This is a genomic window from Streptomyces sp. DH37, assembly GCF_029813835.1.
In the GTDB taxonomy this organism is placed as follows: domain Bacteria; phylum Actinomycetota; class Actinomycetes; order Streptomycetales; family Streptomycetaceae; genus Streptomyces.
This window is the reverse complement of sequence record NZ_JARVKV010000009.1, coordinates 133,826-159,684: the sequence shown is the minus strand read 5'-3', so window position 1 is coordinate 159,684 and position 25,859 is coordinate 133,826. Positions and strand designations below refer to the sequence as shown.

The 25,859-nt window shown below is 75.3% G+C and carries 24 protein-coding genes, 3 tRNA genes and 1 pseudogene; 11 read left to right on the top strand and 17 right to left on the bottom strand.

The features are described 5' to 3' along the window. Window positions 1–68 precede the first annotated feature (68 nt). Window positions 69–1,169: a Gfo/Idh/MocA family oxidoreductase gene (locus QC029_RS07775; protein WP_279554716.1), complete on the bottom strand. Its 1,101-nt coding sequence runs from the start codon at window positions 1,167–1,169 to the stop codon at window positions 69–71. 55 nt (window positions 1,170–1,224) lie between these two features. On the opposite strand from QC029_RS07775, the gene QC029_RS07770 reads away from it, so the two are divergent. The 5 genes from QC029_RS07770 (at window position 1,225) to QC029_RS07750 (ending at window position 5,520) form a co-directional block, all read left to right on the top strand. After that, window positions 1,225–2,379: an ROK family transcriptional regulator gene (locus QC029_RS07770; RefSeq protein ID WP_336621566.1), complete on the top strand. Its 1,155-nt coding sequence runs from the start codon at window positions 1,225–1,227 to the stop codon at window positions 2,377–2,379. 126 nt (window positions 2,380–2,505) lie between these two features. Then, window positions 2,506–3,285, top strand: coding sequence for an HAD-IIA family hydrolase (locus tag QC029_RS07765; RefSeq protein ID WP_279554714.1), 780 nt, complete (start codon window positions 2,506–2,508; stop codon window positions 3,283–3,285). A gap of 293 nt (window positions 3,286–3,578) precedes the next feature. Then, window positions 3,579–4,091 (top strand): hypothetical protein, encoded by a 513-nt coding sequence (locus QC029_RS07760; RefSeq protein ID WP_279554713.1) that lies wholly within the window; start codon window positions 3,579–3,581, stop codon window positions 4,089–4,091. 15 nt (window positions 4,092–4,106) lie between these two features. Then, window positions 4,107–4,805, top strand: a complete 699-nt coding sequence (locus QC029_RS07755) for a class F sortase (RefSeq protein WP_279554712.1) — start codon at window positions 4,107–4,109, stop codon at window positions 4,803–4,805. A 568-nt stretch (window positions 4,806–5,373) separates the two neighbouring features. Beyond that, window positions 5,374–5,520 (top strand): hypothetical protein, encoded by a 147-nt coding sequence (locus QC029_RS07750; RefSeq protein WP_279554711.1) that lies wholly within the window; start codon window positions 5,374–5,376, stop codon window positions 5,518–5,520. Between the two features lie 75 nt (window positions 5,521–5,595). On the opposite strand, the gene QC029_RS07745 is transcribed toward QC029_RS07750, so the two are convergent. Further along, window positions 5,596–5,669, bottom strand: a tRNA-Lys gene (locus QC029_RS07745). Window positions 5,670–5,861: 192 nt separating this feature from the next. Between QC029_RS07745 and QC029_RS07740 the strand changes: the two genes are divergently transcribed. Beyond that, window positions 5,862–6,512 (top strand): nucleoside/nucleotide kinase family protein, encoded by a 651-nt coding sequence (locus tag QC029_RS07740; RefSeq protein ID WP_279554710.1) that lies wholly within the window; start codon window positions 5,862–5,864, stop codon window positions 6,510–6,512. Window positions 6,513–6,608: 96 nt separating this feature from the next. Continuing rightward, entirely contained in the window at window positions 6,609–7,202 is a 594-nt protein-coding gene (locus QC029_RS07735; protein ID WP_279554709.1) for a lytic polysaccharide monooxygenase, read from the top strand. Between the two features lie 94 nt (window positions 7,203–7,296). Here the strand turns inward: QC029_RS07735 and QC029_RS07730 are convergent. The 6 genes from QC029_RS07730 to ehuB all read right to left on the bottom strand — a co-directional run bounded on the left by QC029_RS07730 (window position 7,297) and on the right by ehuB (window position 11,671). Then, window positions 7,297–7,370, bottom strand: a tRNA-Lys gene (locus QC029_RS07730). A 150-nt stretch (window positions 7,371–7,520) separates the two neighbouring features. Beyond that, on the bottom strand, window positions 7,521–8,345 hold the full coding sequence (locus QC029_RS07725) for an IclR family transcriptional regulator C-terminal domain-containing protein (protein WP_279554708.1): 825 nt from the start codon (window positions 8,343–8,345) through the stop codon (window positions 7,521–7,523). A 174-nt stretch (window positions 8,346–8,519) separates the two neighbouring features. Next, a complete protein-coding gene (gene ehuA, locus QC029_RS07720) occupies window positions 8,520–9,335 on the bottom strand; it encodes an ectoine/hydroxyectoine ABC transporter ATP-binding protein EhuA (RefSeq protein WP_279554707.1) in 816 nt (271 codons plus the stop codon). Next, window positions 9,325–9,975, bottom strand: coding sequence for an ectoine/hydroxyectoine ABC transporter permease subunit EhuD (ehuD, locus tag QC029_RS07715; protein ID WP_279554706.1), 651 nt, complete (start codon window positions 9,973–9,975; stop codon window positions 9,325–9,327). The genes ehuA and ehuD overlap by 11 nt, the downstream gene beginning before the upstream one ends. Then, window positions 9,972–10,697 (bottom strand): ectoine/hydroxyectoine ABC transporter permease subunit EhuC, encoded by a 726-nt coding sequence (gene ehuC, locus QC029_RS07710; RefSeq protein WP_279554728.1) that lies wholly within the window; start codon window positions 10,695–10,697, stop codon window positions 9,972–9,974. The genes ehuD and ehuC overlap by 4 nt, the downstream gene beginning before the upstream one ends. A gap of 23 nt (window positions 10,698–10,720) precedes the next feature. Then, complete coding sequence (ehuB, locus tag QC029_RS07705; RefSeq protein WP_279554705.1) at window positions 10,721–11,671, bottom strand: ectoine/hydroxyectoine ABC transporter substrate-binding protein EhuB; 951 nt, start codon at window positions 11,669–11,671, stop codon at window positions 10,721–10,723. Window positions 11,672–11,814: 143 nt separating this feature from the next. On the opposite strand from ehuB, the pseudogene QC029_RS07700 reads away from it, so the two are divergent. Further along, a pseudogene (locus QC029_RS07700) lies at window positions 11,815–12,210 on the top strand (DUF3830 family protein); the annotation flags it as partial. A 103-nt stretch (window positions 12,211–12,313) separates the two neighbouring features. After that, the gene (locus QC029_RS07695; protein WP_279554704.1) at window positions 12,314–13,456 is read left to right on the top strand and encodes an LLM class flavin-dependent oxidoreductase; all 1,143 of its coding nucleotides are present in this window, start codon (window positions 12,314–12,316) and stop codon (window positions 13,454–13,456) included. Here the strand turns inward: QC029_RS07695 and QC029_RS07690 are convergent. Further along, complete coding sequence (locus tag QC029_RS07690) at window positions 13,426–15,261, bottom strand: bifunctional diguanylate cyclase/phosphodiesterase (protein WP_279554703.1); 1,836 nt, start codon at window positions 15,259–15,261, stop codon at window positions 13,426–13,428. The genes QC029_RS07695 and QC029_RS07690 overlap by 31 nt on opposite strands. Before the next feature lie 374 nt (window positions 15,262–15,635). On the opposite strand from QC029_RS07690, the gene QC029_RS07685 reads away from it, so the two are divergent. Beyond that, the gene (locus QC029_RS07685) at window positions 15,636–16,967 is read left to right on the top strand and encodes a M6 family metalloprotease domain-containing protein (RefSeq protein WP_279554702.1); all 1,332 of its coding nucleotides are present in this window, start codon (window positions 15,636–15,638) and stop codon (window positions 16,965–16,967) included. A gap of 95 nt (window positions 16,968–17,062) precedes the next feature. Here QC029_RS07685 and QC029_RS07680 read toward each other — a convergent pair. The 7 genes from QC029_RS07680 to QC029_RS07650 all read right to left on the bottom strand — a co-directional run bounded on the left by QC029_RS07680 (window position 17,063) and on the right by QC029_RS07650 (window position 23,406). After that, window positions 17,063–17,136, bottom strand: a tRNA-Lys gene (locus tag QC029_RS07680). Next, window positions 17,127–17,750: a hypothetical protein gene (locus QC029_RS07675; RefSeq protein ID WP_279554701.1), complete on the bottom strand. Its 624-nt coding sequence runs from the start codon at window positions 17,748–17,750 to the stop codon at window positions 17,127–17,129. Before QC029_RS07675 ends, QC029_RS07680 begins: the two co-directional genes overlap by 10 nt. 195 nt (window positions 17,751–17,945) lie before the next feature. Further along, window positions 17,946–18,308 carry a hypothetical protein gene (locus QC029_RS07670; RefSeq protein ID WP_279554700.1) on the bottom strand — a complete coding sequence of 121 codons (363 nt, stop codon included), beginning with the start codon at window positions 18,306–18,308 and terminating at the stop codon, window positions 17,946–17,948. A gap of 119 nt (window positions 18,309–18,427) precedes the next feature. Continuing rightward, window positions 18,428–19,705 (bottom strand): AAA domain-containing protein, encoded by a 1,278-nt coding sequence (locus tag QC029_RS07665; RefSeq protein WP_279554727.1) that lies wholly within the window; start codon window positions 19,703–19,705, stop codon window positions 18,428–18,430. A gap of 122 nt (window positions 19,706–19,827) precedes the next feature. Continuing rightward, window positions 19,828–21,363 carry a hypothetical protein gene (locus tag QC029_RS07660; protein ID WP_279554699.1) on the bottom strand — a complete coding sequence of 512 codons (1,536 nt, stop codon included), beginning with the start codon at window positions 21,361–21,363 and terminating at the stop codon, window positions 19,828–19,830. Next, the gene (locus tag QC029_RS07655; protein ID WP_279554698.1) at window positions 21,363–22,535 is read right to left on the bottom strand and encodes a hypothetical protein; all 1,173 of its coding nucleotides are present in this window, start codon (window positions 22,533–22,535) and stop codon (window positions 21,363–21,365) included. The genes QC029_RS07660 and QC029_RS07655 overlap by 1 nt, the downstream gene beginning before the upstream one ends. Continuing rightward, a complete protein-coding gene (locus QC029_RS07650) occupies window positions 22,480–23,406 on the bottom strand; it encodes a phosphatase PAP2 family protein (RefSeq protein WP_279554697.1) in 927 nt (308 codons plus the stop codon). The genes QC029_RS07655 and QC029_RS07650 overlap by 56 nt, the downstream gene beginning before the upstream one ends. Window positions 23,407–23,588: 182 nt before the next feature. Here QC029_RS07650 and QC029_RS07645 point away from each other — a divergent pair, with 182 nt between their 5' ends. Beyond that, a complete protein-coding gene (locus QC029_RS07645; protein WP_279554696.1) occupies window positions 23,589–24,185 on the top strand; it encodes a histidine phosphatase family protein in 597 nt (198 codons plus the stop codon). Window positions 24,186–24,239: 54 nt separating this feature from the next. On the opposite strand, the gene QC029_RS07640 is transcribed toward QC029_RS07645, so the two are convergent. After that, the gene (locus tag QC029_RS07640; protein WP_279554695.1) at window positions 24,240–25,748 is read right to left on the bottom strand and encodes a hypothetical protein; all 1,509 of its coding nucleotides are present in this window, start codon (window positions 25,746–25,748) and stop codon (window positions 24,240–24,242) included. Window positions 25,749–25,859 lie beyond the last annotated feature (111 nt).

The following is a 25,859-nucleotide window of genomic DNA, read 5'->3' as shown; positions in this document are numbered from 1 at the left end:
GCTGCCCCGTCGGGCAGCCGCCCCGCTCCCTCCCGGTCCCGGCCGGCGGCGCGGGCCGGCGCCGGCCGCTAGGCCGGACGGACGGGGCGGCCCTCGGCCGCCGAGGCGCGCGCCGCCTCCAGCACCCGCAGGGCCTCGGCGGCCTCCCGCGCGGTGACCGGGGGCTCGCCGCCCCCGCGCAGGGCGGCGGCGACGGCGGCGTAGTACGCGGGGTAGTCGCCGTCGCGGGACGGCACGGGCCGTGCCTCCTCCAGCGCGCCCAGGGTCCCCCAGGCCGACTCCGGCTCCACGCCCCAGCGCTCGCCCGGCACCGGGCGGGCCCCGGCGCGCAGGGCGTCCTCCTGCGGGTCGAGGCCGTGCTTGACGTAGGCGGCCCGGCTGCCCAGCACCCGGAAGCGGGGGCCGAGGGAGGCGGCGGTGGAACTCACCCACAGGTGGGACCGGGTGCCCGAGGCGTGGTGGAGGGCGAGGAAGGTGTCGTCGTCGGCCTCGGCGCCGGGGCGGCGGACGTCGGACTCGGCGTAGACGGAGGTCACCGGGCCGAAGAGGGTGAGCGCCTGGTCCACCACATGGCTGCCCAGGTCGTACAGGAGGCCGCCGAGTTCGGCCGGGTCGCCGGACTCGCGCCAGCCGCCCTTGAGGCTGGGCCGCCACCGCTCGAAACGGGACTCGAAGCGCCACACCTCGCCCAGCGCGCCCTCCTCCAGCAGGCCGCGCAGGGTGAGGAAGTCGCTGTCCCAGCGGCGGTTCTGGAAGACCGACAGCAGCAGTCCGCGGCGCTCGGCGAGGTCGGCGAGGGACTCGGCCTCGGCGGCGGTGGCCGCCAGCGGCTTGTCGACGACCACCGCCAGCCCGGCCTCCAGCGCCCGGCGGGCCAGCTCGACGTGGGTGCGGTTGGGGGAGGCGACGACGACCAGGTCCAGTTCCCCGGCGCGCGCGAGGAGTTCGTCGGCGTCCTTCGCGGTGCGCAGCCCCTCGCCGTGCTCGGCGCGGGCCTGCCGCTGCCGCTCGGGGGACGAGGTGACGACGGTGTCCAGGACCAGGCCGTCGGTGGCGGCGATCAGCGGCGCGTGGAAGACGGAGCCGGCCAGACCGTAGCCGATCAGTCCGACGCGCAGCGGGCGGGAGGCGGGGGCGTCCGGAGGAGGGGCGGGGGAGACGGCGTTCATGCGCCCACTTTGGCAACACTGTTGCGGAAGTGCAAGCAGGCGCGAGAATGGGCCCGTGACCCCCGAGCCCTCCGGCGGCCCCGCCGCCCTTCCCGGCGGCATCTCCGGCGCCGCCAACCTGCCCGCCCTGCGCGGCCACAACGCCGCGCTCGTCCTGGACCTGCTGCGCGCGGCGGGCGAGGCGGGCGCGAGCAGACCCGAACTGGCCGAGGTCACGGGCCTGACGCCGCAGGCCGTCAGCAAGATCACCGCCCGGCTGCGGGACGCGGGCCTGGTGGCGCAGGCGGGCCGGCGCCCCTCCACCGGGGGCAAACCGCGCACCCTCTGGCGCCTGGTGCGCGACGCGCGCCACGCGGTGGGCCTGCACCTGGACCGCGACGAGCTCACCGCGGTCCTGGTGGACCTGGCGGGCGGCGCCGTCGCCGCCCACCGCGCCCCCTTCGACCTGGGCGCGCCCTCAGAAGCGGTCCTGGACGCGGCGGCCGGCGCGGTCCGCGCCCTGCCGGACCGCGGCCGCGTCCTGGGCGTCGGGGTGGCGTGCCCGGGACCCCTGGACCACCGGAGGGGGGTGCTGCGGCGGGTGACCGGGTTCCCGCGCTGGGACGGCTACCCGCTGCGGGACGCGCTGGCACGGCGGCTGGGGCTGCCCGTCGCCCTGGACAAGGACACCAACGCGGCGGCCCTCGGCCTCGCCCTGAACGGCGGGGAGGAGGGGACGGGGAGCGCCTCGTTCGCGTACCTGCACCTGGGCACCGGGCTGGGCGCCGGGCTCGTCCTGGGCGGGGCCCTGTACCGGGGGGCGCGCACCGGGGCCGGGGAGTTCGGGCACCAGGTGGTCCAGCTCGACGGCCCGCGGTGCGGCTGCGGCGACCGCGGCTGCCTGGAGGCCCTGTGCCTGGCCGCCGCCGCCCGGGGCGACACCGCCGGGGCCGCCCGCGCCCTGGGCACCGGCGCCGCGGGCCTGGCCGGGCTGCTGGACGTCGACCGCGTGGTGCTCGGCGGCCGTACCGTCCTGGCCGACCCGGAGCCGTACCGCGCGGGCGTGGCGGCGGTCCTGGCCGCCCGCGCCGCGCGCACCGACGGCCGCGCCGTGCCGGTCTCCGTCGCCCCCGGCGGCGCGCGGCTGGTCGCCGGCGGCGCGGCGCACCTGGTCCTGGCGCCGCTCTTCGGCCGCCTGGAACGGGGAACCAGACCGGACGACGCCGGATGACACCGGGTGACGCCGGGCGAACGGAGTCGGGCCGAACGGAGAGTGGCTACGCTGGGGCCCGTCGGCGCAGCACAGCGCGGTGCCGCCGCCACGCCCCAACGTGCGGACGACCAGCAGGAGTGACGAATGGCGGAGCGCAAGCCGATCGAGTCGTGGCTCACCGACATGGACGGGGTCCTCGTCCACGAGGGCGTGCCGATCCCGGGGGCCGACGCCTTCATCAAGAGGCTGAGGGAGTCCGGCAGGCCGTTCCTGGTGCTGACCAACAACTCGATCTACACGCCCCGTGACCTGCACGCCCGCCTCAGGCGGATGGGCCTGGAGGTCCCGGTGGAGAACATCTGGACCTCCGCCCTGGCCACCGCCCGGTTCCTGGAGGAGCAGCGCCCCGGCGGCACCGCGTACGTCATCGGCGAGGCGGGGCTGACCACCGCCCTGCACGACATCGGCTACATCCTCACCGACACCGATCCCGACTACGTGGTGCTGGGCGAGACGCGCACCTACAGCTTCGAGGCGCTCACCAAGGCGATCCGGCTGATCAACGACGGGGCGCGGTTCATAGCCACCAATCCCGACGAGACCGGCCCCTCCGCCGAGGGCGCGCTGCCGGCCACCGGGTCGGTCGCGGCACTGATCACCAAGGCGACCGGGCGCGAGCCGTACTTCGTCGGCAAGCCCAACCCGCTGATGATGCGGGCCGGGCTCAACGTCATCGGCGCCCACTCCGAGTCCAGCGCGATGATCGGCGACCGGATGGACACCGACGTGCTGGCCGGGCTGGAGGCCGGGATGGAGACCTTCCTCGTCCTCACCGGGCTGACGCGGCCGGGCGACGTGGACCGCTTCCCCTTCCGGCCCTCGACGGTCGTCGACTCGATCGCGGACCTCGTCGAACGGATCTGAGCCCGCCCCGGCCCCGGTCCCGGCCGCGTTCGGCGCGCGCTCGAACGGAGCAGTTCCGGGCCGCGCCGGGATGCGGGCCGGGGCGGGGCGGCGGATCTTCGGGAGTACCGACCCGGAGGTTCGACATGGGCATCTTCCGCACCGTACGACCCGCTCCGAGCGTCCTCGCCGCGGCGCTCGCCGTCTGTGCCGCGGTCCTTCCGGCAGTCCCCGCGGCGGCCGCCGAGAGCCCCGGCGCCGGGGACTCGGGCACGACGGCTCCGAACACGGCTCCGAACACGGCTCCGAATCCGATGGGGACGGGCTCACCGGCGGTGGAGGTGCGGGTCACGCCCGCGAGGGTCCGCCCCGGCACCGAGATCGAACTGCGGGCCCTCTCCTGCGGGGGCACCGTCGCCACCGCCCGCTCCGAGGCGTTCGTCGCCGACGCGCTGCTCGCCCCCGGGGCCGACCGCGGCGGACTGCGCGGCGAGGCGGTCATCCGCTCGGACGCCGAGCCGAGGGAGTACCGGATCACGGTGGAGTGCATGGGCGTGAAGGTCACCGGCCGGGTGACCGTGCACCACTCCGGCCCGGCCTCCCCCGGCTCCTCGCACCCGGCCACCGCGCCCGCCGTCAGCCCGGTCGCCCCCGTGCCCGCCGGAGGCGGCGGCACCGCGGAGGAGGCGGCCGGGGACGGCGGGGAGGCCGGGCCGGGCGCCCTCCACACCGTCCTGGGCGCGGGCCTGGCGGGCACCGCCACCCTGGTCGTCCTCTGGCGGGCCGCGGTGCTGCGCCGCCGCACCCGCCCCGACGCCGACCGCTGAGCCGCGGCGACGGCCGTGTACGACGACTTCCCCGGCGGGGAGCCGCGCACGGGGTGCGCCTCCCGCCTGGTGGCGGGAGCGGTGTGGGCGGTGCTGCTGCTCGGAGTGTGGCTGTGGGGCCGGGAGCTGACCGATCCCGCCCCGCCGCCGGGCCCGGCGCACGCCGGCGCGCCGGGCAGTACGTCCGGCAGTGCGTCGGGCAGTGCGTCCGGCGGTACGTCCGGTGGCGCCTCCGGGCACGCGCCGCTGCCCCCCGCCGAGCCCCGGCGCGTGGACATCGACACCGCCGGCGTCCACGCCCGGATCATCGAGCGCGGACTGGACCGCGACGGCGCCGTCCGGCCCCCGCCGATGGACTCGCCCGACACCGTCGGCTGGTACGCCGACGGCCCGGCGCCCGGCGAGGAGGGGGTGGCGCTGCTGGTGGGCCACCTGGACACCGAACGCGGCCGGGCGGTCTTCCACCGCCTGCCCTCGGTGCGCCCGGGCGACCGGATCGGTGTCGCGCGGGACGACGGCAGGACCGCGGAGTTCACCGTCGAGGACGTGTCGATCGCCGAGCGGGCCGACTTCGACCCGCACGAGGTCTACGGCGCCCGCCGTCCCGGGCGCGCCGAACTCCGGATCATCACCTGCACCGGCGTCTTCGACCGGGCCAGCGGCTCCTACACCGCCAACCTGGTGGTGTCGGCGCATCTGACCGGTGTCCGCTGACCACCGAGCGGTGCCCGGTCCGGCTCCGGGCCGGGCACCGGCCGTGCGGAGCATGCGAAACGCGCGGGACGGCCCGGTCGTGCGGCGCGCGGGCCGAGCCGGCCGAAGGCGGCGCCGAGCGCCCCCACAGCACGGCGCGGCGCCGGCGGTGTTCCGGGACGCCCGCGTCTCCTTCCGGGGCCACCTCGCCCCGCCGACGGGAGAACGACGGGTCAGTTCCCGTTCTCCGTACGGCCTGTGGAGCCGTGGGCTACGGTGGCGGGACCGTCCCGGACCCGCACCGGGTTCCCGCGCACCGCCGCCCCGGTGCGCGGCCGTGCCGAACGGGGCTCGCGGGCCATCGCGTACCTGCCGACGAGGCATGGGGCGCCGGCCGGTCCGCCCCGTCCCCGCGGCGGACGCGGGCGGAACCGTCCGACGGGTCGCTCGTTGTCGTCACCGGGGTGAAGCTCCGGCCGGAACCGGTTGCGTCCCCCGTTCGCCCGGGATTGAACAGGAGGGGGCGCGGTACCCGGACGCCGAGATCCCCCCGAGATCCCCCTCAGGACACGGAGGCTGTCGTTCCGCCATGTATGACACAGCTGAACCGGAAGCCGACGACCCGCCCGTCGGGATGCGGGCCCTCGACGAACTGCCGCTCTCGCCGGCCCCGCCGCTGCGCCTCGCCGGGGACGGCGACGACGACGAGCCGCACATCTGCCGGGGCATCGACTGAGGCGGGCGCGGGGCGCCCTCCCGCGAACGCGTCCGGGCCCCACCGCGGAAGGCGGTGGGGCCCGGATCGGAGAGGTGCGCCGCCAGGGACTCGAACCCCGGACCCGCTGATTAAGAGTCAGCTGCTCTAACCAACTGAGCTAGCGGCGCCCGCAGGGGCCGCGATCCACGCTGACCGGCGCCGATCGGCTCCCGTCAGTGCCGACCCGTGCCGACCTGCGGGAACAAGCATACCCGACACCCGGGAGTGCTCCGTCCAGGCCGCCGTGGCGGTCGTCGCATGTCCGGAAAGCATCGGAAGGTACCGAAAAGCGCCTCGTCCGAGGCGTTAGGTTCTCGGTCATGCGAACCGGTGAGCTGATGGACCTGGCATGGCGGCTGACGACCGGCGGGGAGGGGCGGCGGGTCGTGCTCGGGCTCGCGGGGCCGCCCGGCGCGGGCAAGTCCACCCTGGCCGAGGCGCTGGTGTCGGGGCTGCGGCGGCGGTACGGGCCCGGCGCGGCGGCGTACGTCCCGCTCGACGGCTTCCACCTGTCCAACGCCCAGCTGGACCGGCTGGGCCTGGCGACCCGCAAGGGCTCGCCCCCCACCTTCGACGTCCACGGATACGCCGCCCTGCTCCGGCGCCTGGTCTCCGAGCCGGACCACGACGTCTACGTGCCCGACTTCGACCGGGTGCTGGACGAGCCGGTCGCGGCCCGCCACGTGGTCCGCCCCGGGGTCCGGCTGGTGGTGACCGAGGGGAACTACCTGGCCTGCGACCTGCCCGGCTGGCCCGAGGCGCGGGAGTCGATGGACGAGCTGTGGTACGTGGAGGCCGGCGAGGAGGAGCGCCGCCGGAGGCTGGTGGAGCGCCAGCTCGCGGGGGGCCGCACCGCCGAGGGGGCCCGGGAGTGGGTCCGCTCCAACGACATGCCCAACGCCCGGATCGTCGAGGAGTCGAGGGATTCGGGCTGGGTGAATTTGTCGTTCCATTGGTCTGGACATGACTAATAGGAAAAGTTACGGTCTTCTTGGTCTAGACCGCAGTCCTGTCCTGTGCCGCCTCCCCGCGGACCCTCAGGAACCCCCCATGTCCAGGAGCGAAGGATGCGCAAGAAGATCACCACCGCCCTGCTCGGCTTCGGCGTGGCCGCGACGGCGGTGCTCGCCACCAGCGGCAGCGCCCAGGGGCACGGCTACACCCAGTCGCCCATGAGCCGGCAGGCGTACTGCGCCAACGGCACCGTGAGCAACTGCGGCTCCATCCAGTGGGAGCCCCAGAGCGTCGAGGGCCCCAAGGGCTTCCCGGCCGCCGGACCGGCCGACGGCAAGATCTGCTCGGCCGGGAACTCCTCGTTCGCCCAGCTCGACGACCCGCGCGGCGGCAACTGGCCCACCACCCAGCTCCGTCCCGGCCAGGGCTTCACCTTCACCTGGAAGATGACCGCGCCGCACCGCACGACCGACTTCAAGTACTACATCACCAAGGACGGCTGGGACCCGACCAAGCCGCTCACCCGCGCCGCCCTGGAGCCGCAGCCGTTCATGACGGTGCACATGGGAGGCCGCCAGCCCGCCTACACCGAGAGCCACCAGGGCACCATTCCCACCCAGAAGTCGGGCCGGCACCTGATCCTGGGCGTCTGGACCGTCCACGACACGGCCAACGCGTTCTACGCCTGCTCCGACGTGAAGTTCTGAGCCGAGCCGCGCCGGGCGGGGGCGGGTTCCGCGGGACCCGCCCCCGACACGACGTGAGGCCCCTCGCGCACTGCGAGGGGCCTCACGTCATCGGTGCGCCGCCAGGGACTCGAACCCCGGACCCGCTGATTAAGAGTCAGCTGCTCTAACCAACTGAGCTAGCGGCGCCTGCGGGCAGCGCCTCCGGAGGAGCTCGTGGAGCGCGCTGTCGGGAACCATACTACCCGCTCCCCGGAGTGCCCCCGGCCACGCTCCGCACCGCCCACCCGCCCACCCGGCCACGCTCCGCACCGCCCACCCGGCCGCGCCCGCACGGGCTCACAGGGCCAGCGAGAGCAGCATCCGCGCGGCCTGCTCGTTCAGCGCCTCGGCGGCCCGCCGCAGCCGGTGGGTCTCGTCGGCCGGCAGGCACACCCCCAGGGAGCCGACCGTCGATCCGGCGGTGACCGGCACGGCCGCGCAGACCGTGCCGACGGCGTACTCCTGGAGGTCCAGGACCGGGACGGTCGGCGGCTGCCGGTCCAGCACGCTCAGCAGCACCCGCTCGTCGGTGATGGTGCGCGGGGTCAGGCGGACGGCCCGGTGCCGGGAGAGGTGGTCCCGGCGGGCGTCGTGGTCGAGCTGGCCGAGCAGGCACTTGCCGACCGCGGTGGCGTGCCCGGCGGAGCGGATGTCCAGCGGCTCGGGCGGGGCCGGGTGGCGCGGTCCGCCGGCGTACCCGACGATCTCCACCTCGCCGTCGGTGTAGCGGCCGAAGTAGACCGCCGCGCCGACGGAGTCCCGCAGCCGGGCCAGCGTCCGCCACAGCCGCTCGCGCAGCGCCCGCTCCCGGCCGCCGCCCCCGCCGCCGAGCAGGACCAGCGCCTCGCCCGCGGCGTACGAGCCGTCGTCCAGGCGCTCGACGTACCCCTCGCGCAGCAGCGTCCACAGCAGGCCGGCCAGGCGCGCCGGGGGCAGCCCCGTCCGGGCGGCCAGCGCCTCCTCGTCCACCCCGTCGTGGTCCCCGGCGACCGCCTCCAGGACCCGCAGGACGTGCCGCGCCGAGGGCGGGCGGGCGGGCGCGGGAGCGCGGCGCTCCGGGGCCGGGCATCGTCCCGGCGGCGGTTCGGGGGAGGAGTCCCCCGGCGAGTGCAGCAGTGTCACGGTGCCCCCCTCGGGCGGGTGACCGCTCGCGGCGCGACGCCCGCCCGAGGGTCACCGGGTCCTCGGGTGCGGGGGCGGCGGGCGGCCGTGCACCGTCCCCGCACAGAACATTGGCCTCCCGCCCGCCCCCGAAACATGTTCGAGAGCGGGCGGGAGGGCCGGGGCGGGGCGCCGTCAGAGGATCGCGCTCAGGAACTCCCGGGTGCGCTCGTGGTCGGGGTCGTTGAAGATCTTCTCCGGCGGGCCGGACTCGATCACCTTGCCCTCGTTGAACATCAGCACGTCGTCGGAGATGTCGCGGGCGAAGTTCATCTCGTGGGTGACGACGAGCATGGTGATGTCCGTGGTGTGCGCGATGTCCCGCAGGACGTCCAGCACGCCGGCCACCAGCTCCGGGTCGAGCGCCGAGGTGACCTCGTCCAGCAGCAGCACCTTCGGCCGCATGGCCAGCGCGCGGGCGATGGCCACGCGCTGCTGCTGGCCGCCGGAGAGCTGCGAGGGGTACTTGTCGACGTGCTCGGTCAGCCCCACCAGCTCCAGCAGCTCGCGCCCCCGCTGCTCGGCCTCGTCCTTGCCCAGCCCCAGGACGTGGACGGGCGCCTCGGTGACGTTGCGCAGCACCTTCATGTTGGGGAAGAGGTTGAACTGCTGGAAGACCATGCCGATCTTCTTGCGCACCTCGCGGACATGCTTCTCGCCCGCGGGGACGAGCCTGCCGCCCCGCTCCTCGTGGTTGAGGTACTCGCCGTCGACGGTGATGGTGCCCTCGTCGGGCTTCAGCAGGGTCATCAGCAGCCGCAGGATCGTGGTCTTGCCCGATCCGGAGGGGCCGATGAGGGTGACGTGCTTTCCGGCGGAGACGCTGAACTCGAGCTGGTCCAGGACGACGTGGTCGCCGAAGCGCTTGGTCACCTTGTCGAAGCGGATCAGTTCGCGGCCGTCCGCGGCAGTGCTCTTGAGGGCGTTCTCACGCGGGTTCTCAGCGGACAAGACGACGCTCCAGGGCTCGGATGAGAAGGGAAGCCGGGTAGGCGATGACAATGAAGGCGATGCCGACGACGGTGATCGGCTCCAGGAACCGGAAGGTCTCGGATCCGTAGGCGCGCGCCTCGCCGAGCATCTCGAAGGCGCCGATGATCGCGATCAGTGGCGAGTCCTTCAGCATGGCGATGACGTAGTTGCCCAGCGCGGGCACCACGCGGCGGATCGCCTGCGGCAGGATCACGGCCGTCCAGGTGCGCACCGGCGGCAGGCTGAGCGCGGTGGCGGCCTCCCACTGGCCCTTGGGCACACCGTCGATGCCGGCCCGGTAGACCTCGGCGGTGTACGTCGAGTAGTGCAGTCCCAGGCCGATCACGCCCGTCATCAGCGGGGTCATGGCCGGCCCCCACTCGGGGACCACGTAGAAGAGGAAGAACAGCTGCACCAGCAGCGGGGTGTTGCGGACGAACTCGGTGACCGCGGTCACCGGCACCCGGATCCACGCCCGCGAGGAGCGCTGCGCGATGGCCCACACCAGACCGAGGGAGAAGGCCAGCAGGGTGCCGAGCACCAGCGCCTGGAGGGTGACGAGCACCCCGTCCCAGAAGCGCGGCATGAAGTCCTCGACGACGTTCCAGTCCCAGTTCACTGCTTGCCCCCCGTGGCGGCGGCCCCGGTGACGGGGTCGGCGGTCGTCGATCTGCGGCGCAGCGCCAGGCCGCCGAGCATGCCGCCGCGGGGCGGCTGCGCCTGCCCGATCCCGGCCTTGGCCCTGCGCTCGACCAGCCGCATGAGGCGGGTGATGACGAAGGCGAGCACGAAGTACATCAGCAGCAGGATCGTGTAGATCGGGGCGCTCTCGTTGGTGGTGAAGCGGATGAGGTTGGCCGCGAAGGTCATGTCGGCGACGCTGATGACCGAGACCAGGGCGGTGCCCTTGAGCAGCTCGATGGAGAGGTTGTTGAACGGCGGGACCATCTCCGGCCAGGCCTGCGGCAGTTCGATGCGCCGCAGCCGCTGCCAGCGGGTGAAGCTCAGGGCGATGCCGGCCTCGCGCTGGGCGGGGGAGACCGCGGCCAGCGCGCCGCGCACGACCTCCGAGCCGTACGCCCCGTAGGTCAGGCCCAGCGCCAGGACGCCCGCCCACATCGGGACGAGCTGCCAGCCGAAGGCGATCGGCAGCGCGAAGAACAGCCAGAACATGAACACCAGCGCCGAGGCGCCGCGGAAGACCTCGAAGTAGGCGCCGGAGAGGAAGCGCACGATCCACAGCGGCGAGGTCCGCAGGACGCCGACGACGAAGGAGACGGCCGCCGCCAGCGCGGCGCTGTACACCGTCACCTGGATGGTGATCCAGATGCCGGGCAGCATGTAGGACTCCCACAGGGCCCAGGTCACGAGCACAGCTCCTTCGCGGTCAGGTCGGTCATCTCGTCCTCGGTGAAACCGAAGGGCTTGACGATCTCCAGCAGCTCACCGCTCCTCTTGAGCTTGCGCAGTTCCCGGTTGAAGGCGTCCCGCAGGTCCGTCGAGGTCGGCCGGAAGGCGAAGCCGCCCGCGCCGATCGCCGGCTCGCCGTCCACGACCGGCTGGAAGGGCTCGGTCGCCTCGGCCCGCGCGCTGCCCCGGACCACCTGGCGGACGGTCAGCGAGGTCCCGGCGAACACGTCCACCCGGCCCTGCTCGACGGCGGCCAGTCCGGCGACCTGGTCGGGCAGGACGAGGATGTCGTCGCGCGGCACCCCGGCCGCGACCGCGTAGTCGATCTCGGCGTACGCGGTGCCGCTGGCCATCCGGGCGCCCTTCTCCACGATGTCCCGGTAGTTGTTCAGTCCTTTCGGATTGCCCTTGCGGACGATGAAGGCGTCGAGCATGACGTACTCGGGATCGGAGAAGATCACCCGCTCGCAGCGCTGCGGAGTGATGTACATGCCCGCGGAGACCACATCGAACTGCTGCGAGCGCAGTCCCGGAATCAGCGATCCGAACTCGGTCGGCACCGGGACGACGTTCTCCACCCCCAGCCGCTTGAAGATGACCTTCGCGATTTCCGGAGCCTCACCGGTCAGCTCGCCGTTCCTGTCGATGTACCCGTAGGGGACCTCGCCGGCGATCCCCACGCGTGCCGTGCCCTGCGCCCGCAGCCGCTCCAGCAGGCTCTCGCTCCCCTCGCCGGTCTCGGCCACCCGGCTGCATCCGGCCACCCCGACCGTGCCCGCCGCGCCCAGCGCGCCCAGGCCCGCGAGCAGCGAACGCCGGCTTATCCCCCCTCTGGTTCTCGCCCGGGAGCCCAGGCTTTCGCCGATGCCTGTTTTTCCTGTCTCGTTCCTTTGTGGTGGAGCCATGGGCGCGCCACTACCCGAATCCTCTGAAAATATGCCGGCCGTTTCCGGCCCTTGATGTCGCCGTTGCGGGGCGACCACCGCACCGGTCGCGGGGTTGACCGCTGCGTCGGTATTGACAGGGAAATCGACGGACAGGAACCGAAATGGCAGGCCGTTTCATCGACGTGTCACTCGAAAAGCGGGGCGTGAGCTGTACGGCGAAACTGCTCGACGACCGCGCGCCCATCACCTGCGAGGCGGTGTGGAACGCGCTTCCGCAGAGCGGCGACGTCCACCACGCCAAGTACGCGCGCAACGAGGTCCACACGCTCGTGCCGGCGTTCGCCCCGGCCGAGCCGCCCCTGGAGAACCCCACCGTCACGCCCATCCCCGGAGACCTGTGCCACTTCGCCTTCACCGACGTCCAGCTCGGCACCTCCTCCTACGGCTACGAGGCGGAGGCCTGGCACCGGGGCGGGCCGACCGTGGTGGACCTGGCGCTGTTCCACGAGCGCAACAGCCTGCTGACCAACGGTGACGCCGGCCGACGGCCGGGCGCTCGGGGGGCCGCCGCTCCCGCGGGAATAACGGACCGGCCGGACGAGCTGTCCTCTTCCGTCGCGGACGTTCCGCGGCACACGCACCCCGAGGAGGCGGCCCGCGATGGATCCGGTGAAGGACGCAGACGCGAGGAACGACGGACCGGGCGGCGACCCGGTACGGGGCACGGCCCTCGGCGCCGCCCCCGTCCCGCTGTCCGTGCTCGATCTCGCCACCGTCGGCGCCGGCCGTACCGCCACCGACGCCCTGCGCACCTCCGTGGAGATCGCGAAGCTGGCCGAGGGCCGGGGCTACCACCGCCTGTGGGTGGCCGAGCACCACTCCATGCCCGGCGTCGCCAGTTCCTCGCCCGCCGTCATCCTCGCCCACCTCGCCGCGCACACCACGGCCATCCGCCTCGGCTCGGGCGGCGTGATGCTGCCCAACCACGCGCCCCTGGTGATCGCCGAGCAGTTCGGCACCCTGGAGGCGCTCGCGCCCGGCCGCGTCGACCTGGGCCTGGGCCGCGCCCCCGGCACCGACGGGGCGACGGCCGCCGCGCTGCGCCGCACCGACCGCCCGCACGAGGTGGCCGACGAGTTCCCGCGCCAGCTCGCCGAGCTGATCCGCTTCCTCGACGACGACTTCCCCGACGGCCACCCCTACGCCCGCATCCACGCCGTCCCCGGCCCCGTCCAGGGCAGCGTGCCCGGCGGGGTGCAGTCGGCGAACCGGCCGCCGGTGTGGCTGCTGGGCTCCTCCGGCTTCAGCGCGCAGCTCGCCGGGAGCCTCGGCCTGCCCTTCGCCTTCGCCCACCACTTCTCGGCCGCCAACACCGTCCCGGCCCTGGAGCTGTACCGCTCCTCGTTCCGCCCCTCGGACGTGCTGGACGAGCCGTACGCCCTGATCGGCGTCTCGGCCCTGGCGGCGGACGAGGAGCGGGAGGCGCGCCGCCAGGTGATGACCGGCGCGCTGGCGATGCTGCGGCTGCGCACCGGGCGCCCCGGCCTGGTGCCCACGCCCGAGGAGGCCGAGGAGTACGAGCGGGGCATGGGCGAGGCCGAGCGCGACTTCGTGCACGGCTGGCTGGCCAACGTGGTGCACGGCACGCCCGAGCGGGTCCGCGACGGCCTCGACGCGCTGGCCAAGCGCACCGGCGCCGACGAGCTGATGATCACCTCGCAGTCGCACGGGGCGGACGCGCGGCTGCGCAGCTACGGGCTGATCGCCGACGCCTACGGTCTGCCGTCCGCCACCAGCAGCTGACTGATGCGGTCCGGCGACACCGGCTTGGAGTAGTGCCAGCCCTGGCCGGTGTCGCAGCCGATCCGCCGCAGCCGGTCGGCCTGGGCCGGGCCCTCGACGCACTCGGCGGTGACCGTCAGACCGAGGTTGTGGGCGAGCTGGACCAGTGAGGTGACGATCGTCTCGTCGGCCGGGTTGAGGTGGCGGGCGGTGCGGAACCCGCGGACGAACGTGCCGTCCAGCTTCAGGCCGCGCACCGGGAGCCTGCTGAGGTAGGCGAGGTTGGAGTAGCCGGTGCCGAAGTCGTCGATCGCGATGCGCACGCCCATGTCGGACAGCGCCTGGAGCGCCTTCAGCGGCCGGCCCGCCGACCCCATCACCGCCGACTCGGTCAGCTCCAGCTGGAGCAGCCCCGGCGGCAGCCCCGTCTCCCGCAGGATCGCGGCGACGTCGGCCACCAGGTCGGAGTCCCACACCTGCCGTACGGCCACGTTGACGCTGACGTACAGCGGCCGGTCGGGCTGCTCCAGCTGCCAGCGGCGGGCCTGGCGGCACGATTCGCCCAGGATCCAGCGGCCCAGCGGCACGATGGCGCCGTTCTCCTCGGCCAGCCCGATGAACCGGTTCGGGCCGAGCGTGCCGAACCGCGGGTGGCGCCAGCGCACCAGCGCCTCCACCCCGGTGAGCGTCTCGTCGTGGAGGGAGACGATCGGCTGGTACTCCAGCGCGAACTCGCCGCGCTCCAGCGCCGGGCGCAGCGTGCTGGACAGCGCCTGGCGGGTCATGCGGCTGGCGTTGCGCTCGGGGTCGAAGAGCGTCCAGCGGGCCTTGCCGTCGGCCTTGGCCCAGTAGAGCGTGGTGTCCGCGGCCTGCATCAGCTCCGTGGCGGTGGTCCCGGCGGCGGGCCGCTCCACCACCCCGATGCTCGCGGAGACCGCCAGCCGCTGCCCGGCCAGGTCGAACGGCTGCTGGAGGGCGGCGAGCACCTCCTCGGCCAGCTCGGTCAGCGGCTGCGTGCCGGTGGAGGCCTCGGCGAGCAGGGCGAACTCGTCGCCGCCCAGCCGGGCCACCAGGTGCCCGCCCGGCTCGGCGCACCGGCGCAGCCGACGGGCGACCGCGTCCAGGAGCCGGTCGCCCACCCGGTGGCCGAGCGTGTCGTTGACGGCCTTGAAGCCGTCCAGGTCCAGGTAGCACAGCCCGATCCGGCCGGTGGTGGACTCGGCGAGCGCGGCGGACAGCCGCTCGAAGAACAGGGAGCGGTTGGGCAGCCGGGTGACCGGGTCGTGCATCTGCAGGTGCCGCAGCCGCTCCTGGAGGTCGCGCCGCTCGCTGATGTCGGCGACGGACAGCAGGGCGGCGCCGCGGTGCCGTCCCGACCGCTCGGCCGGCCCGCCGGTGGGCACCACGGTCACCCTGGCCCACACGGAGCGGCCGTCCCCGTGCTTGAGGCGGCGGGTGCAGCTCATCAGGGTGCTGCGCCCCTCCAGGACGGCCTGGCAGTCGTCGCGGGCCCGGTCCTCGATGCCGAGCCCGGCCAGGGAGGCGACGGGCGTGCCGGCGAGTTCGTCGGCGGGGGCGCCCAGCAGCTGGCCGAGCGCGTGGTTGGCGGCCAGGACGCGCCCCTCGCCGTCGATCACCGCCATCGCGAGCTCGGCGGCCTCGAAGGCGGTGCGGTAGGCCGCCGGATCGAGGGAGCCGCCGGGGGGAGGGGCGGGAGGGGTGGAGGTCCGGGGATCCGCAGGATGATTACCCTCGGTCACGGCGGGTGTCGTCGTGCCCGGACTGTCACCCGGTTTCCTGCCCGGTCCGTCGAGTGGTCCATTCACCGGTCGCTCCCGCAGGGGACTCGTCTCGTGTAGGTGGCCCGGGCGGCGGGCCGGTGGCCGTCGTGGGGTGTCCGCCCTGGAAATGTGCCGATCATAGAGGCTTATCGGGCGACCGAGCCAGTGTCGCGCGGAGTGTTCCGGATCCGTGCGACGGACTCTGCGGATGCATTTTCGAGCGGCTGATCGTTCCTGCGCGGCAACTTCACGCTGACGACCGATGATGACCGGTTGTTACGCACGGTGATCCTGTGGGGTCTCACTCGTACGGCTTAGCGGAACGGGGCACGCGGCCAACGGAAGGCACACAGTGGGTGCCGTGCCCCTCCTCGGGGCGCCGTGCCCCGACACCACCGCGGGAGGACGATGTGCGGCGTATGCGCAGGGCCGAGTGGACCGGCGGGGGACGGAGCGCGCCCGTGCCCCGGCCGGGCGGCTCCTGGCTGGGCCCCCGGTCCCGCAGGACCGGATCGGTGCTCACGGCGTTCTCCGCGCTGATCGGCACGAGCCTGGTCACCGGGCCGGTCGCCGTCGCGGCGACCGCCGACTCCTGCGCCCTGGAGCGCACCGCCCTCCACCACTCCGAGGGCCTGGACACCTGGCACCCGGCCTACCCCCGGCCCCGGGGGGAGCTCGACGCGCTGATGGTCTTCCTGTCCTTCCCGGACGCCCGGCCTGCCGTCACCCCCCGCCGGCTCGCCGCCGACTACTTCCCGGAGACCTCGGACTTCTTCGAGCGCGCCTCCTACGGCGCCTTCACGCTGCGCCCGCACGCGACGCCCCGCTGGTTCGAGATGGCGGCCGACTCCCGGGCCTACGGGATACAGCGCGACTGGGAGCCGGACCTGCGCGGCGCCTACCTCCACGACGCCGTCACCGCGGTGGACCCCCACGTGGACTTCGGCGACTACGACATCGTCTACCTCGTCGCCGACCCCGACGCGCCCGGCGTGAACTCCGACGCCACCAAGGTCGTCAACCTCGACCAGCCGATCACCGTGGACGGCACCGAACTGCGCCGCGTCGTGACGGTCTTCGAGAAGCACCCGCCGGACCGCAACGTCCTCGCCCACGAGACCCTGCACATCTTCGACCTGCCCGACCTCTACCACCAGCCCGAGGACGACGCCGGGGACTGGGACACCCACGTCGGCGACTGGGACATCATGGGCAGCCAGTTCGGGCTGTCCCCGGAGCCCTTCGGCTGGCACAAGTGGAAGCTGGGCTGGCTGGACGGCGGCGAGATCGACTGCCGCGTCGAGCCCGGCACCAGCCGGCACGTCCTGCGGGCGATCAGCGCCCCGGGCGGCGACGGCGGGCTGCCCGGCGGCTCCGACACCCGGCTGATAACGGTCCGCACGGGCCGCGGCGAGGCGCTGGCGATCGAGGCCCGGGAGCCCAGCGGCAACGACGTCACGTCCTGCACCAGCGGCGTGCTGGCCTACCGGGTGCGCAACGACGTCCCCTCGGCGCACGGCCCGGTCAAGGTGGTGGACGGCCATCCCGGAACCGGGGCGTGCGGCCGCATCTCGGTGTACCCGCCGCTGGCCGACGCGCCGCTGGGGCCGGGGGAGAGCATGGAGGTGGACATGGGCACGGGCACCGTGCGGGTGAGGGTCGGGGACCGCACCGAGCGGGGCTGGCAGGTGGAGGTCGAGGTACGGGGAGCGCTGGGGCCGGCCGCGGGTACGGGCCCGGGGGCGGTGTGAGCGACGGTGCGGCCCCCGCGGGACGGACGCCGCGGGGGCCCGCGGAGCGGGAAAGCCGGAGGGCCTCCGCTTCCGCGGAGGCCCTCCGGTGTCTGTGCGCCGCCAGGGACTCGAACCCCGGACCCGCTGATTAAGAGTCAGCTGCTCTAACCAACTGAGCTAGCGGCGCCTGCTGACGTGGTAGACCTTAGCACCCTGGTCCGAGGGAGCGGAAATCGATTGATCACGCCCGCCCCCGCGCCCCGGGCCGCCCGCCCGCACGGCCCGCACGCAGGCCCACAGCAGCGCCTCCGTACCCGGCAGCCAGGGCTTCCGGACGTCCGGGGCGACCAGCCAGCGGGTGGTGGGCGGACAGCCCTCGCCGGGCACCGGCGGGGGGACGGTCACGGCGTCGCCGAGGCCGTAGCAGAGCAGCGGGGGGATCGTTTCCGCACCGCCGTCGGCGCCGTCGCCGTCCGCTCTCGCCGGGGAGGAGCCCCGCCACTCCCGCCAGCGCAGCAGGGCCGGCAGCCGCTGGGCGGTGCCGGGTTCGGCGAACAGGAGCATCCGGCCGGCGTGGAGCGCCACCGGGCCGGTGCCCGGTCCGGCGGTCCACAGCCGGTCCAGCATCCGGCGCCCGAACAGCGCGCCGACGCTGACCACGTCGAAGGCGGTGCCGCAGGGCAGGGTGCTCGGGGCGCCGGGACGCACCGCCCACAGCGCGTGGACGCTGCGCGGGAAGGCGCTCGAGGAGGCGAGCCAGTCGGCTCCGGCAGGGGTCACGTAGGCGGCGGGATCGCTCATGCCTCCTACATCTACCGGCGACCTGTGTACCGCCCCTGGAAATTCCGGAAAACGGGACACGGGGCGTCGGCATCCGGTATCTTCCGCCCCTCGCATATGCCGGAGGCCGTGGCCGCGGTCATCACGATCCGGCCGCCGCACCCCGGCCGCCCGCCGTACCCCGGCCGCCGTACTCCGGTGGCCGCGGCCCGGCGCTCACTCCGGGGTGCGGTCCCTCATCAGCCCGCGGCCGAAGTCGATCATCTTGCGGGCGTAGTCGGCCGTCCACTCGGCCCGCTCGGCGATCGCCTCGTCCGAGAGCCGGTCGAAGCGCTTGGGGTCGGCGAGCTGCGCCGCCGCCACGGCCTGGAACTCCATGGCCCGGTCCGCCGCCGCCCGGAAGGCCAGCGCCAGCTCGGTGGCGCGGCCCAGCAGCTCGCGCGGGTCCTCGATGGACTCCAGGTCGAAGAAGTGCTCGGGATCCGCCGCGGCGTCCGGCGGCTCGAAGAGCAGCGGTGCGGGGCGCCGGTGGCGCGGGGCGCCGCCGCGCCGGTCCGGAGCCGGGTTCGGCTCGGGCATGGAGGTACCTCCGTCGATCGTGGACAGCGTTCCATTCTCCACCGTGTGCCCGCCCGGCGCGGGGCCGAGCGGGCGGTCCCCGCCCGGCGCCCGCGGACGCCGGACGGGGACCGGACCGGTCACCAGGGCACGGAGTGCTCCGCGAGATGGGCCAGGACCGCGTGGTTGGCCTCCCAGCCGTCCGGGAACTTCACGGTGACGCCGAGCTGGACCGGCTCGGCGGAGGGGTGCTCGTCCAGCAGTTCGGGCACGCCCGCCCGGCACACCACCACGCAGGCGTGCCGGTGGCGCGAGGCCAGGACGCACAGCCGCCCCGTCTCCAGGTGGAAGGCCGTGGCGTCCGGGCGGCCCGACAGCGGGTGGAGCACCACCGTCACGTCGAACTCGCGGCCCTGGAGCCGGTTGGCGGTGTCCACCGTGACCCCGGTCACGCCCAGGGAGGCCAGCGCCGCGCGGACCGCCGCCGCCTGGTCGCGGTGGGCGGTGCCGACCGCGATCCGGTCCTCCGTCACCGGGGCGGGGCCCTGCGAGCGCTCGCCGAACGCCGCCCCGCGGCGCTCCAGCATCCGCCGCACCACCGCCGCCACGGCCGCGACCGCCTCCGGATCGGTGCGCGGGGTGTGGCGGGCGGGCAGCTCCAGCAGCCCCCACCCGGAGGACGCCGCCTCGTCCAGCACCCGGTCCACGGAGGAGCCGTCCGAGGGCGCCGAGAACTCCAGCCGCCGCTCGCCCGGGCCGGTGCCGCTGCGGAACGGGGTGTACGGGTAGAACGCCCTCGACACCAGCGGCGCGGCCGAGGCGGGCAGCCGCCAGGAGACCGGCAGCCGGTGCACCGGCAGCTCCGGGTTGTGCGCCAGGAGCGTGGTCACGGCGCTGGCCGACGGGTCGTACGACAACCCCGCCCACTGCTCGGCGGCGACCTGGCTGAACGGATCGAGCTGGCCCGGGTCGCCCACGAACAGCGCCCGCTCGAACAGCCCGGCCACAGACAGCAGCGCGTCGGAGCGCATCTGGTACGCCTCGTCCACGATGGCCTGCTCCCACGGCCCGGCGCCCTTGACGTGAGCCCACTTGGCGGCCGTGGAGACCACCACGTCCAGCCCGGCCAGATCCGCGGCCTTCGCCGACTTCACCACCGACGGGTGCCGGTCCAGCACCGGGTCGTACGGCTGCGCCTCGCTGCTGTGCAGCCGCCCCACCGGCAGCTCCGGGTCGGCCGTCGCCAGCCGGTCCACGAGGTCGTCGACCTGGGCGTTGGTCTGGGCGACGACCATCAGCGGCCGGCCCGCCGCGGCCAGCTCCCGGGCGGCGCGCACCACCAGCGTGGTCTTGCCGGCGCCGGGCGGCGAGTCCACCACCACGCCCCGGTGGGCGCCGGAGAGGGCGTCGCGCAGGATCGCCTCGGTCGCCGCGGCGGCGGCCGCGCCCGGGTCGGCTTCGGTCTCGGCTTCGGTCTCGGCTTCGGTCTCGGCTTCGGTCCCGGCCCCGGTGAGGGGGCCGGTGCCGTCCGGGGCGCCGGTCACAGGAGGTCCTCCGCCGTCACGGGGTCGGGCGCGTCGAGGGCGTCGGGGTCGGGCGGTCCGCCGTGCGTCCACGGAGTCTCCTCCGGGTCCGGCAGGCCGGGGCCGCCGCGCGGCGCGTGCTCGAACAGCGTCCAGCACACCGTCTCGCCCTTCTCCGGCACCGATCCGGCCTCGGGGACCCTGCCCCGGCCCATGCCGCCGGTCAGCCGCACGGTCAGCAGACCCGGCGCGGGGGACCCGGCGAACACGCCCGGCTGCGACTTCCCGCACGCCAGGGCCCGGTACAGCCGCTCGTCCCCGTCCAGGTGCGGCCGGTCGTCCGTGCGGACGGTGACCAGCGGGCGCGGCATCGGCCGCTTGCCCTCCGAGTACGCCATCTCCACCTCGACGACCTCGCCCGCGAACGCCTCCCCGGCCAGCCGCCGCTCCGCCATCACCAGCGGGTCGTCCAGCGCCTCCTGCGCGGCCAGCTCCGCCTGGGCCGTCTCCCGCGCGGCGAGCTTGCGCGCGGCCGTCACCGCGTCGTCGCGCCGGGGCTGCGGCGGCTCGCCGGCGCGCAGCCGGTCGCGGTGGGCGGTGTAGGACCAGCGGTCCCGCTTCCAGCGGTCGGCGACGCGCTCGCCCGGGGGCAGCGCGCGCAGCAGGTCCAGGCCCTGCCACACCGCGTCCCAGGTGGGCCGCAGCTGGGAGGCGACCAGCGCGCGGATCTCCTCCTCGGCGCCGGGCAGCCCGGCGTCGTGGCGCGCGACGGCCGGCGCGAGCCTGCGGTTGTCGAAGGCCGGGTCGGTGGCCGGGCCCGCGGGCGGGGTGAGCAGCAGTCCGTCGCGGTCGCGGGCCAGCTCGGCCCGGAGCGCGGCCTCCGCTCCCGACCCGCCGTCCCCGGCGGTGATCCAGGCCAGCAGGGCGCCCAGGTGCTGGTCCTCCAGGCGGCTCTGGCCCGTGGCCCAGTGGCGGGCCAGCAGCTCGGTGACGGCCAGCAGCAGCGAGGAGCCGGGCACCCGGGCCCGCTCCCCGTAGTGCGTCAGCCACCGCCCCAGCAGCGGCAGCCGGGCCGGTGCCGGGTGGGCGGCCCCGGGGTCCTCCTCGGCGGTGCGGCGGAAGCGCGTCGACCGGCCCAGCAGCCGTACGTAGGCGACGCCCGCGGTGTTGGGCACGACCAGCTGCGGCGCGTCCGCGCACAGCTCGACCTCGACCTTCACCTTCCTCCCCGTCTCCGGGTCGGTCTCGGAGCGCTCCTGGAGCTCGACCTCGTCCTGCGCGGCCTCCAGGTGCGGCAGCACGGCGTCGGCCAGCTCGGCGAGGAAGGCGAACCGCAGCGTGCGGTCGCGCGGCTGCGGCACGACCAGCAGGCGCGGCGCGTCCCGCTCCGTCCCCACCATCGCGCCCAGTGGGGCGCCGGCCTCGCCGGCGGTGGTCAGCGGCACGAGGACCAGGGGCCGCTCGGTCAGGTGCCGGTGGCGCACCGTCGCCGCGGGCCGGGCCCGGCCCGCGGCGACGGCCTCGATCCGGGCCAGGGTGGAGATCAGCGACATCAGGGCCTCCCCGCGGCCGCCAGGGCCTCGGCGCGCAGCCGGGCGGCGCGCCGGAGCGCGGCGGCGGCCGGGTCCTCGGCCGTGCTCTCCGGGGGGCCGCCGGGGTCCCCGCGGTCGCTCCCGCGGTCGTCCCCGCAGTCGCCGTCCCCGCGGGCCGCCGCCAGGACCGCCCCGATCGTGGTCAGCCCGCCCAGCTCCCCGCGCACCTCGCGCCCCAGCACCTCCACGGCGCCCTCCGCCCGCGCGTGGTCGCGGCAGTGGAAGGCCAGTTCGCAGGTGGCCAGGCACTGCGGCGCGTAGGCCGCCGGGACCGACTCCACGGAACCGGCCAACTCGGCGGCCGGGCGGGCCGGATCGAAGGTGGCGCCCTCGGGCAGCGCGGCGGCGATCTCCTCCAGCCGCGTCAGCCGGGCGAGCTGCCGCCGGGTGGTGGCCAGTTGCCTGCGCAGGTCGACGGCCTCCGCGGTGGGCAGATTGGAGAAGTCCCTGGGGCAGACCAGCAGGGCCCGTTCGTCCACCCGGCCGCCGAGCGCCCGGAGCGCCAGGGCGTAGACGGCCGCCTGGCGTGCCGCCGCGCCCACCTTGGCCGGATCGGCCGAACCGTCCAGGATCGGGAAGGACTTGATCTCCACCACCGTCCAGCGGCCGTCCGGGTGGACCGCCACCGCGTCGGGCTCCAGGTAGGCGGGCGACCCGGCCACGTCCAGCCGCACCATCGGGTGGTCCAGCAGCGTCCAGCCGCCGTCGGCCACGGCCCGCTCCAGGGCGAGCCGCGTGCGTTCCGCGCGTCCGGCCGGACCGGCCGCCGACAGGTCGGGCACGGAGACCTCGCCGGGCTCGGGGGCCGGGACGCCCGCCGCGGCCGTGCGCGCGTGGACCAGGCGCATCAGCTCGGCGCCGCCGTCCCCCTTCACCCGCGCCTCGAAGGCGTGACCGCGCACGAACGCGAACTGCGACTGGCCGAAGGCGGCGGGGGAGCCCAGCGCCTTCGCCAGCGCGCCCTTGTCCACCCCGGCGCCGTCCAGCAGCGCCCGGCGGCGGCAGCCGGGGTTGGCGGCCAGCGCGGCGAGCGCCCGCGCGTCCAGCGGCCGGGGCGCGACGTCGGCGCCGCGCAGCTCAGCGAGCCGCCGGCGCAGGGCTGTCGTCGGTTGGCTGTCGGGGTTGTTGCTCACCCGGGGAAGTGTGGCATCCGGCTGTGACAATCGTGGAGTTGAGTTCCTCCCGGGCCGGTGCGGCGGCCCGCCGGCCGGGGAGCGGGCCGCCCGGCCGCGCGTCCTCCGCCCGCCCGTCCGGCCCGTACCGCCGCGCCCACGCGGCCGCCCGGTCCGCGCACCGCAGCGCCGGACGGGTCAGCAGCAGCCCGGCGCCCATCACCGCCGCGCCCGCCACCGCGTCCAGCAGGTAGTGGTTGGCGGTGCCCATCACCACCACCGTGGTCAGCAGCGGATAGCCGACGGCCGCCGCGCGGGCCCAGGGCCCGCGCCCGCCCAGCCGCCACAGCACCACGCCGCACCACAGCGCCCAGCCGACGTGCAGGCTGGGCATCGCCGCGTACTGGTTGGTCAGTCCCCCCAGGCCCCGCGGGGCGCTGGCCTCGCCGCCCCACCAGCCGTACTCGCCGTACTGCGCCATGGTGTCGGTGAAGCCGTGCGCGGCGGCGAGCAGGCGCGGCGGGCAGGTCGGGACCAGCGTGAAGCCGGCCAGGCCGATGAGGGTGGAGACCATCAGCCAGGTGCGCAGCCTCCGGTAGTGGGCCGAGTGGCGGCGGAACACCCACACCAGGACGGCCGGGGTGACCACGTAGTGCAGCGTGGCGTAGGCGAAGTCGGCGGGCACGCCGAGCCACGCGTGGCCGGTGAACAGCCGGTTGAGGAACCGTTCGGGATCCAGGCTCAGCCGTTCCTCGAGCCGCAGGATCGCCAGCCCGTGGTCGACGGCCGTCGAGACGTCGCCGCGCGCGAGCAGCCGTCCGGCGGAGTACACGCCGTAGACCACGGCGATCAGCGGCAGTTCGGTCCACCACCGAAGCCGTGTCCGGGCCATTGCGAACGCTCCCCCAACTCTCGCGGTCGGCCGCCCGACGGCCGGGCGACCGTACGGTGCGCGTGCGAGCGGAGAGACGCGGGAGGCCGGCGGGGGGTTGAGCGACGGCGCCCGGCACCGGCGCGTGATGATGGTTGCGAGCCCGGCGACCCGCGCCGGGAGCCCCTCGTGAAAGGCCCGACATGGCAGCGCGCATCCTGGCGGTCCGGCACGGCCAGACCGCATGGTCCCGGTCCGGACGGCACACCGGCCGCACCGACGTCCCCCTGCTCGACGAGGGGCGCCGGATGGCGGAGGCGGTGGGCGGGCGGCTGCGCCGCGCGCCCTGGGACGGGCTGCCGGACGCCGAGGTGCGCACCAGCCCGCTGGCGAGGGCCAGGGAGACCTGCGACCTGGCGGGCTTCGGCGACCGGGCCGCCGACTGGGACGCGCTGCTGGAGTGGGACTACGGCGCGTACGAGGGGCTGACCCCGTCCGGCATCAGGGAGCGGGCGGGGGAGGACTGGCTCATCTGGCGCGACGGCGTGGTGGACGGCGAGCGCCTCGCGGAGGTCGCGGCCCGCGCCGACGAGGTGGTCGCCTGGGCCCGGTCGGCGGAGCGGGACGTGCTCGTCTTCGCGCACGGCCATCTGCTCAGGGTGCTGGGCGCGCGCTGGCTGGGCCTGGACCCGTCCTTCGCCGCGCGGCTGCGCCTGGACGCCGGAGCGCTGTCGGTGCTGGGCTGGGCGTACGGGGAGCCCGCCGTCGAGAGCTGGAACGACCGGGGCCACCTGGACTGAGCGGCTCCGGAGCGGGCCCGCCGCCCCGGAGCCGCGGGGGCGGCGGGCCCGCCGTCAGGCCGGGCGGGCCCCCTCGGCGCCCCCGGCCCGCGCGGCCAGACGGTCCAGGAAGTCCGCGGCGGCCGGGACGCCCCGGTGGTGCCGCAGCCGCCGCGCGGTGCCGCCGAGCATCGCGCCGATGCGGGAGGAGCGCACCCGCCCGAGCAGGTCCAGCGCCCGGCCCGCGGTCACGGCGGCCTCCTCCACCTCGCCCCCGCCCGCGAGGTCGTCGGCCAACTCGGCGGTGAACAGGGCGGTGTTGCGCACGAAGTGCGGGTCCTGGAGGGCCACCGCGCGGCGTGCGCAGCGTGCCGCGCGCCCCCAGTCGCCCAGCGCCGCCCGGCACTGCGCCTCCAGCCCGTTCAGCTCGGCCTCGCCGTAGAAGGTCATCCACTCCGGGTCGGCGTCGCGGGGGCCGCGCTCGAAGAGCGTCCGCGCCCGGTCGAGCGACTCCTCGCAGGCCGAGCGGTCGGCGAGCCCGGCCCAGCCGCCCGCCTCGCGCGCCGCCAGCAGCGACAGCAGCCGCGCCGAGCCCAGGTGCCGGGCGATGTGCTGCCCGGCCTGCGCGGCCCGTACGGCCTCCCGGGGGTGTCCGGCGTCGCGGGCCAGGAAGGAGGTGTTGCAGAAGGCGTGCGCCTCCAGCGCGGCGTCCCCGGCGACCCGGGCGGTGGCCAGGGCCTCGGCGTAGTGCGGCCGGGCCTCGGCGAAGCGGCCCGAGTCGTGGGCCAGCCAGCCCACCGAGACGGCCAGTTCGCCGGCCCCGGAGTGCAGCCGGTCGCCGACCGACTGCCGCCGCGCGCCCGCGTCCAGCAGGTCGTACGCGGCACGCAGCGCGTCACCGGCCTGCCGGTAGAGGCCGTCGGCGCCGTGCCGGTCGTCGAGCAGCCGGATGCGGCGCACGGTCTCCTCGACGGCCGCGGCCTCGGCCTCGCCGGGACGGCCGCCGGAGGCGGTGGCCGGGGCCGCGGCGGAGGCCGCGGGCGCGAACGGGGTCAGGGACACCGCCGCCACGGCGGCCGGGCCGCCGGTCATGAACGCGCGACGCAGCACGTCGCTCTCCTCGTCGGTCGGGCGATCGGTCGGACTGGGGATCGGGCTGGGGATCGGACGGGGGATCGGACTGGGGGGCGAGCCGTGGACCGGATCATGGGGTTCCGCGCGGGTGGGACCCCGGCGCATACGGGCTTCCGCGGGAGTGCACCCGCCGCCGTACGCCCCCAGTCCGCGCGCAGTGCGCCCGCGGACCGCCTGGCGGGGTTCGAAGCCCAGATCGGTGAGCGAGTACCCCGGGAACATGTGCAGGAACACCCGCTCGTAGGCGTAGTTGGGGCAGCGGATCTCCCCGGCCTCCACCCGCCCGACGTACCGGGCGTCGCAGGAGACGTTCTCGCCTATTTCCCGGGCCGCCCGGCGGACGGCCGCCGCGAACTCCCCGGGCGAGAGCCGTCCGCGCAACCGCCGGAAGGCCAGATTGGGCTGGCGGCCCGGACCCGCCGGCGCTGAGGGTGACGGTGACGACGCCATGGCCGGGACCGTACCGGCCGCCCGTCGGCAGATACGAGATGTTTTGCCGACGAACGGGATATCTCACACCTGATCTGCCATGAACTGCCATCCTTTGCGGCGGCATTGCGC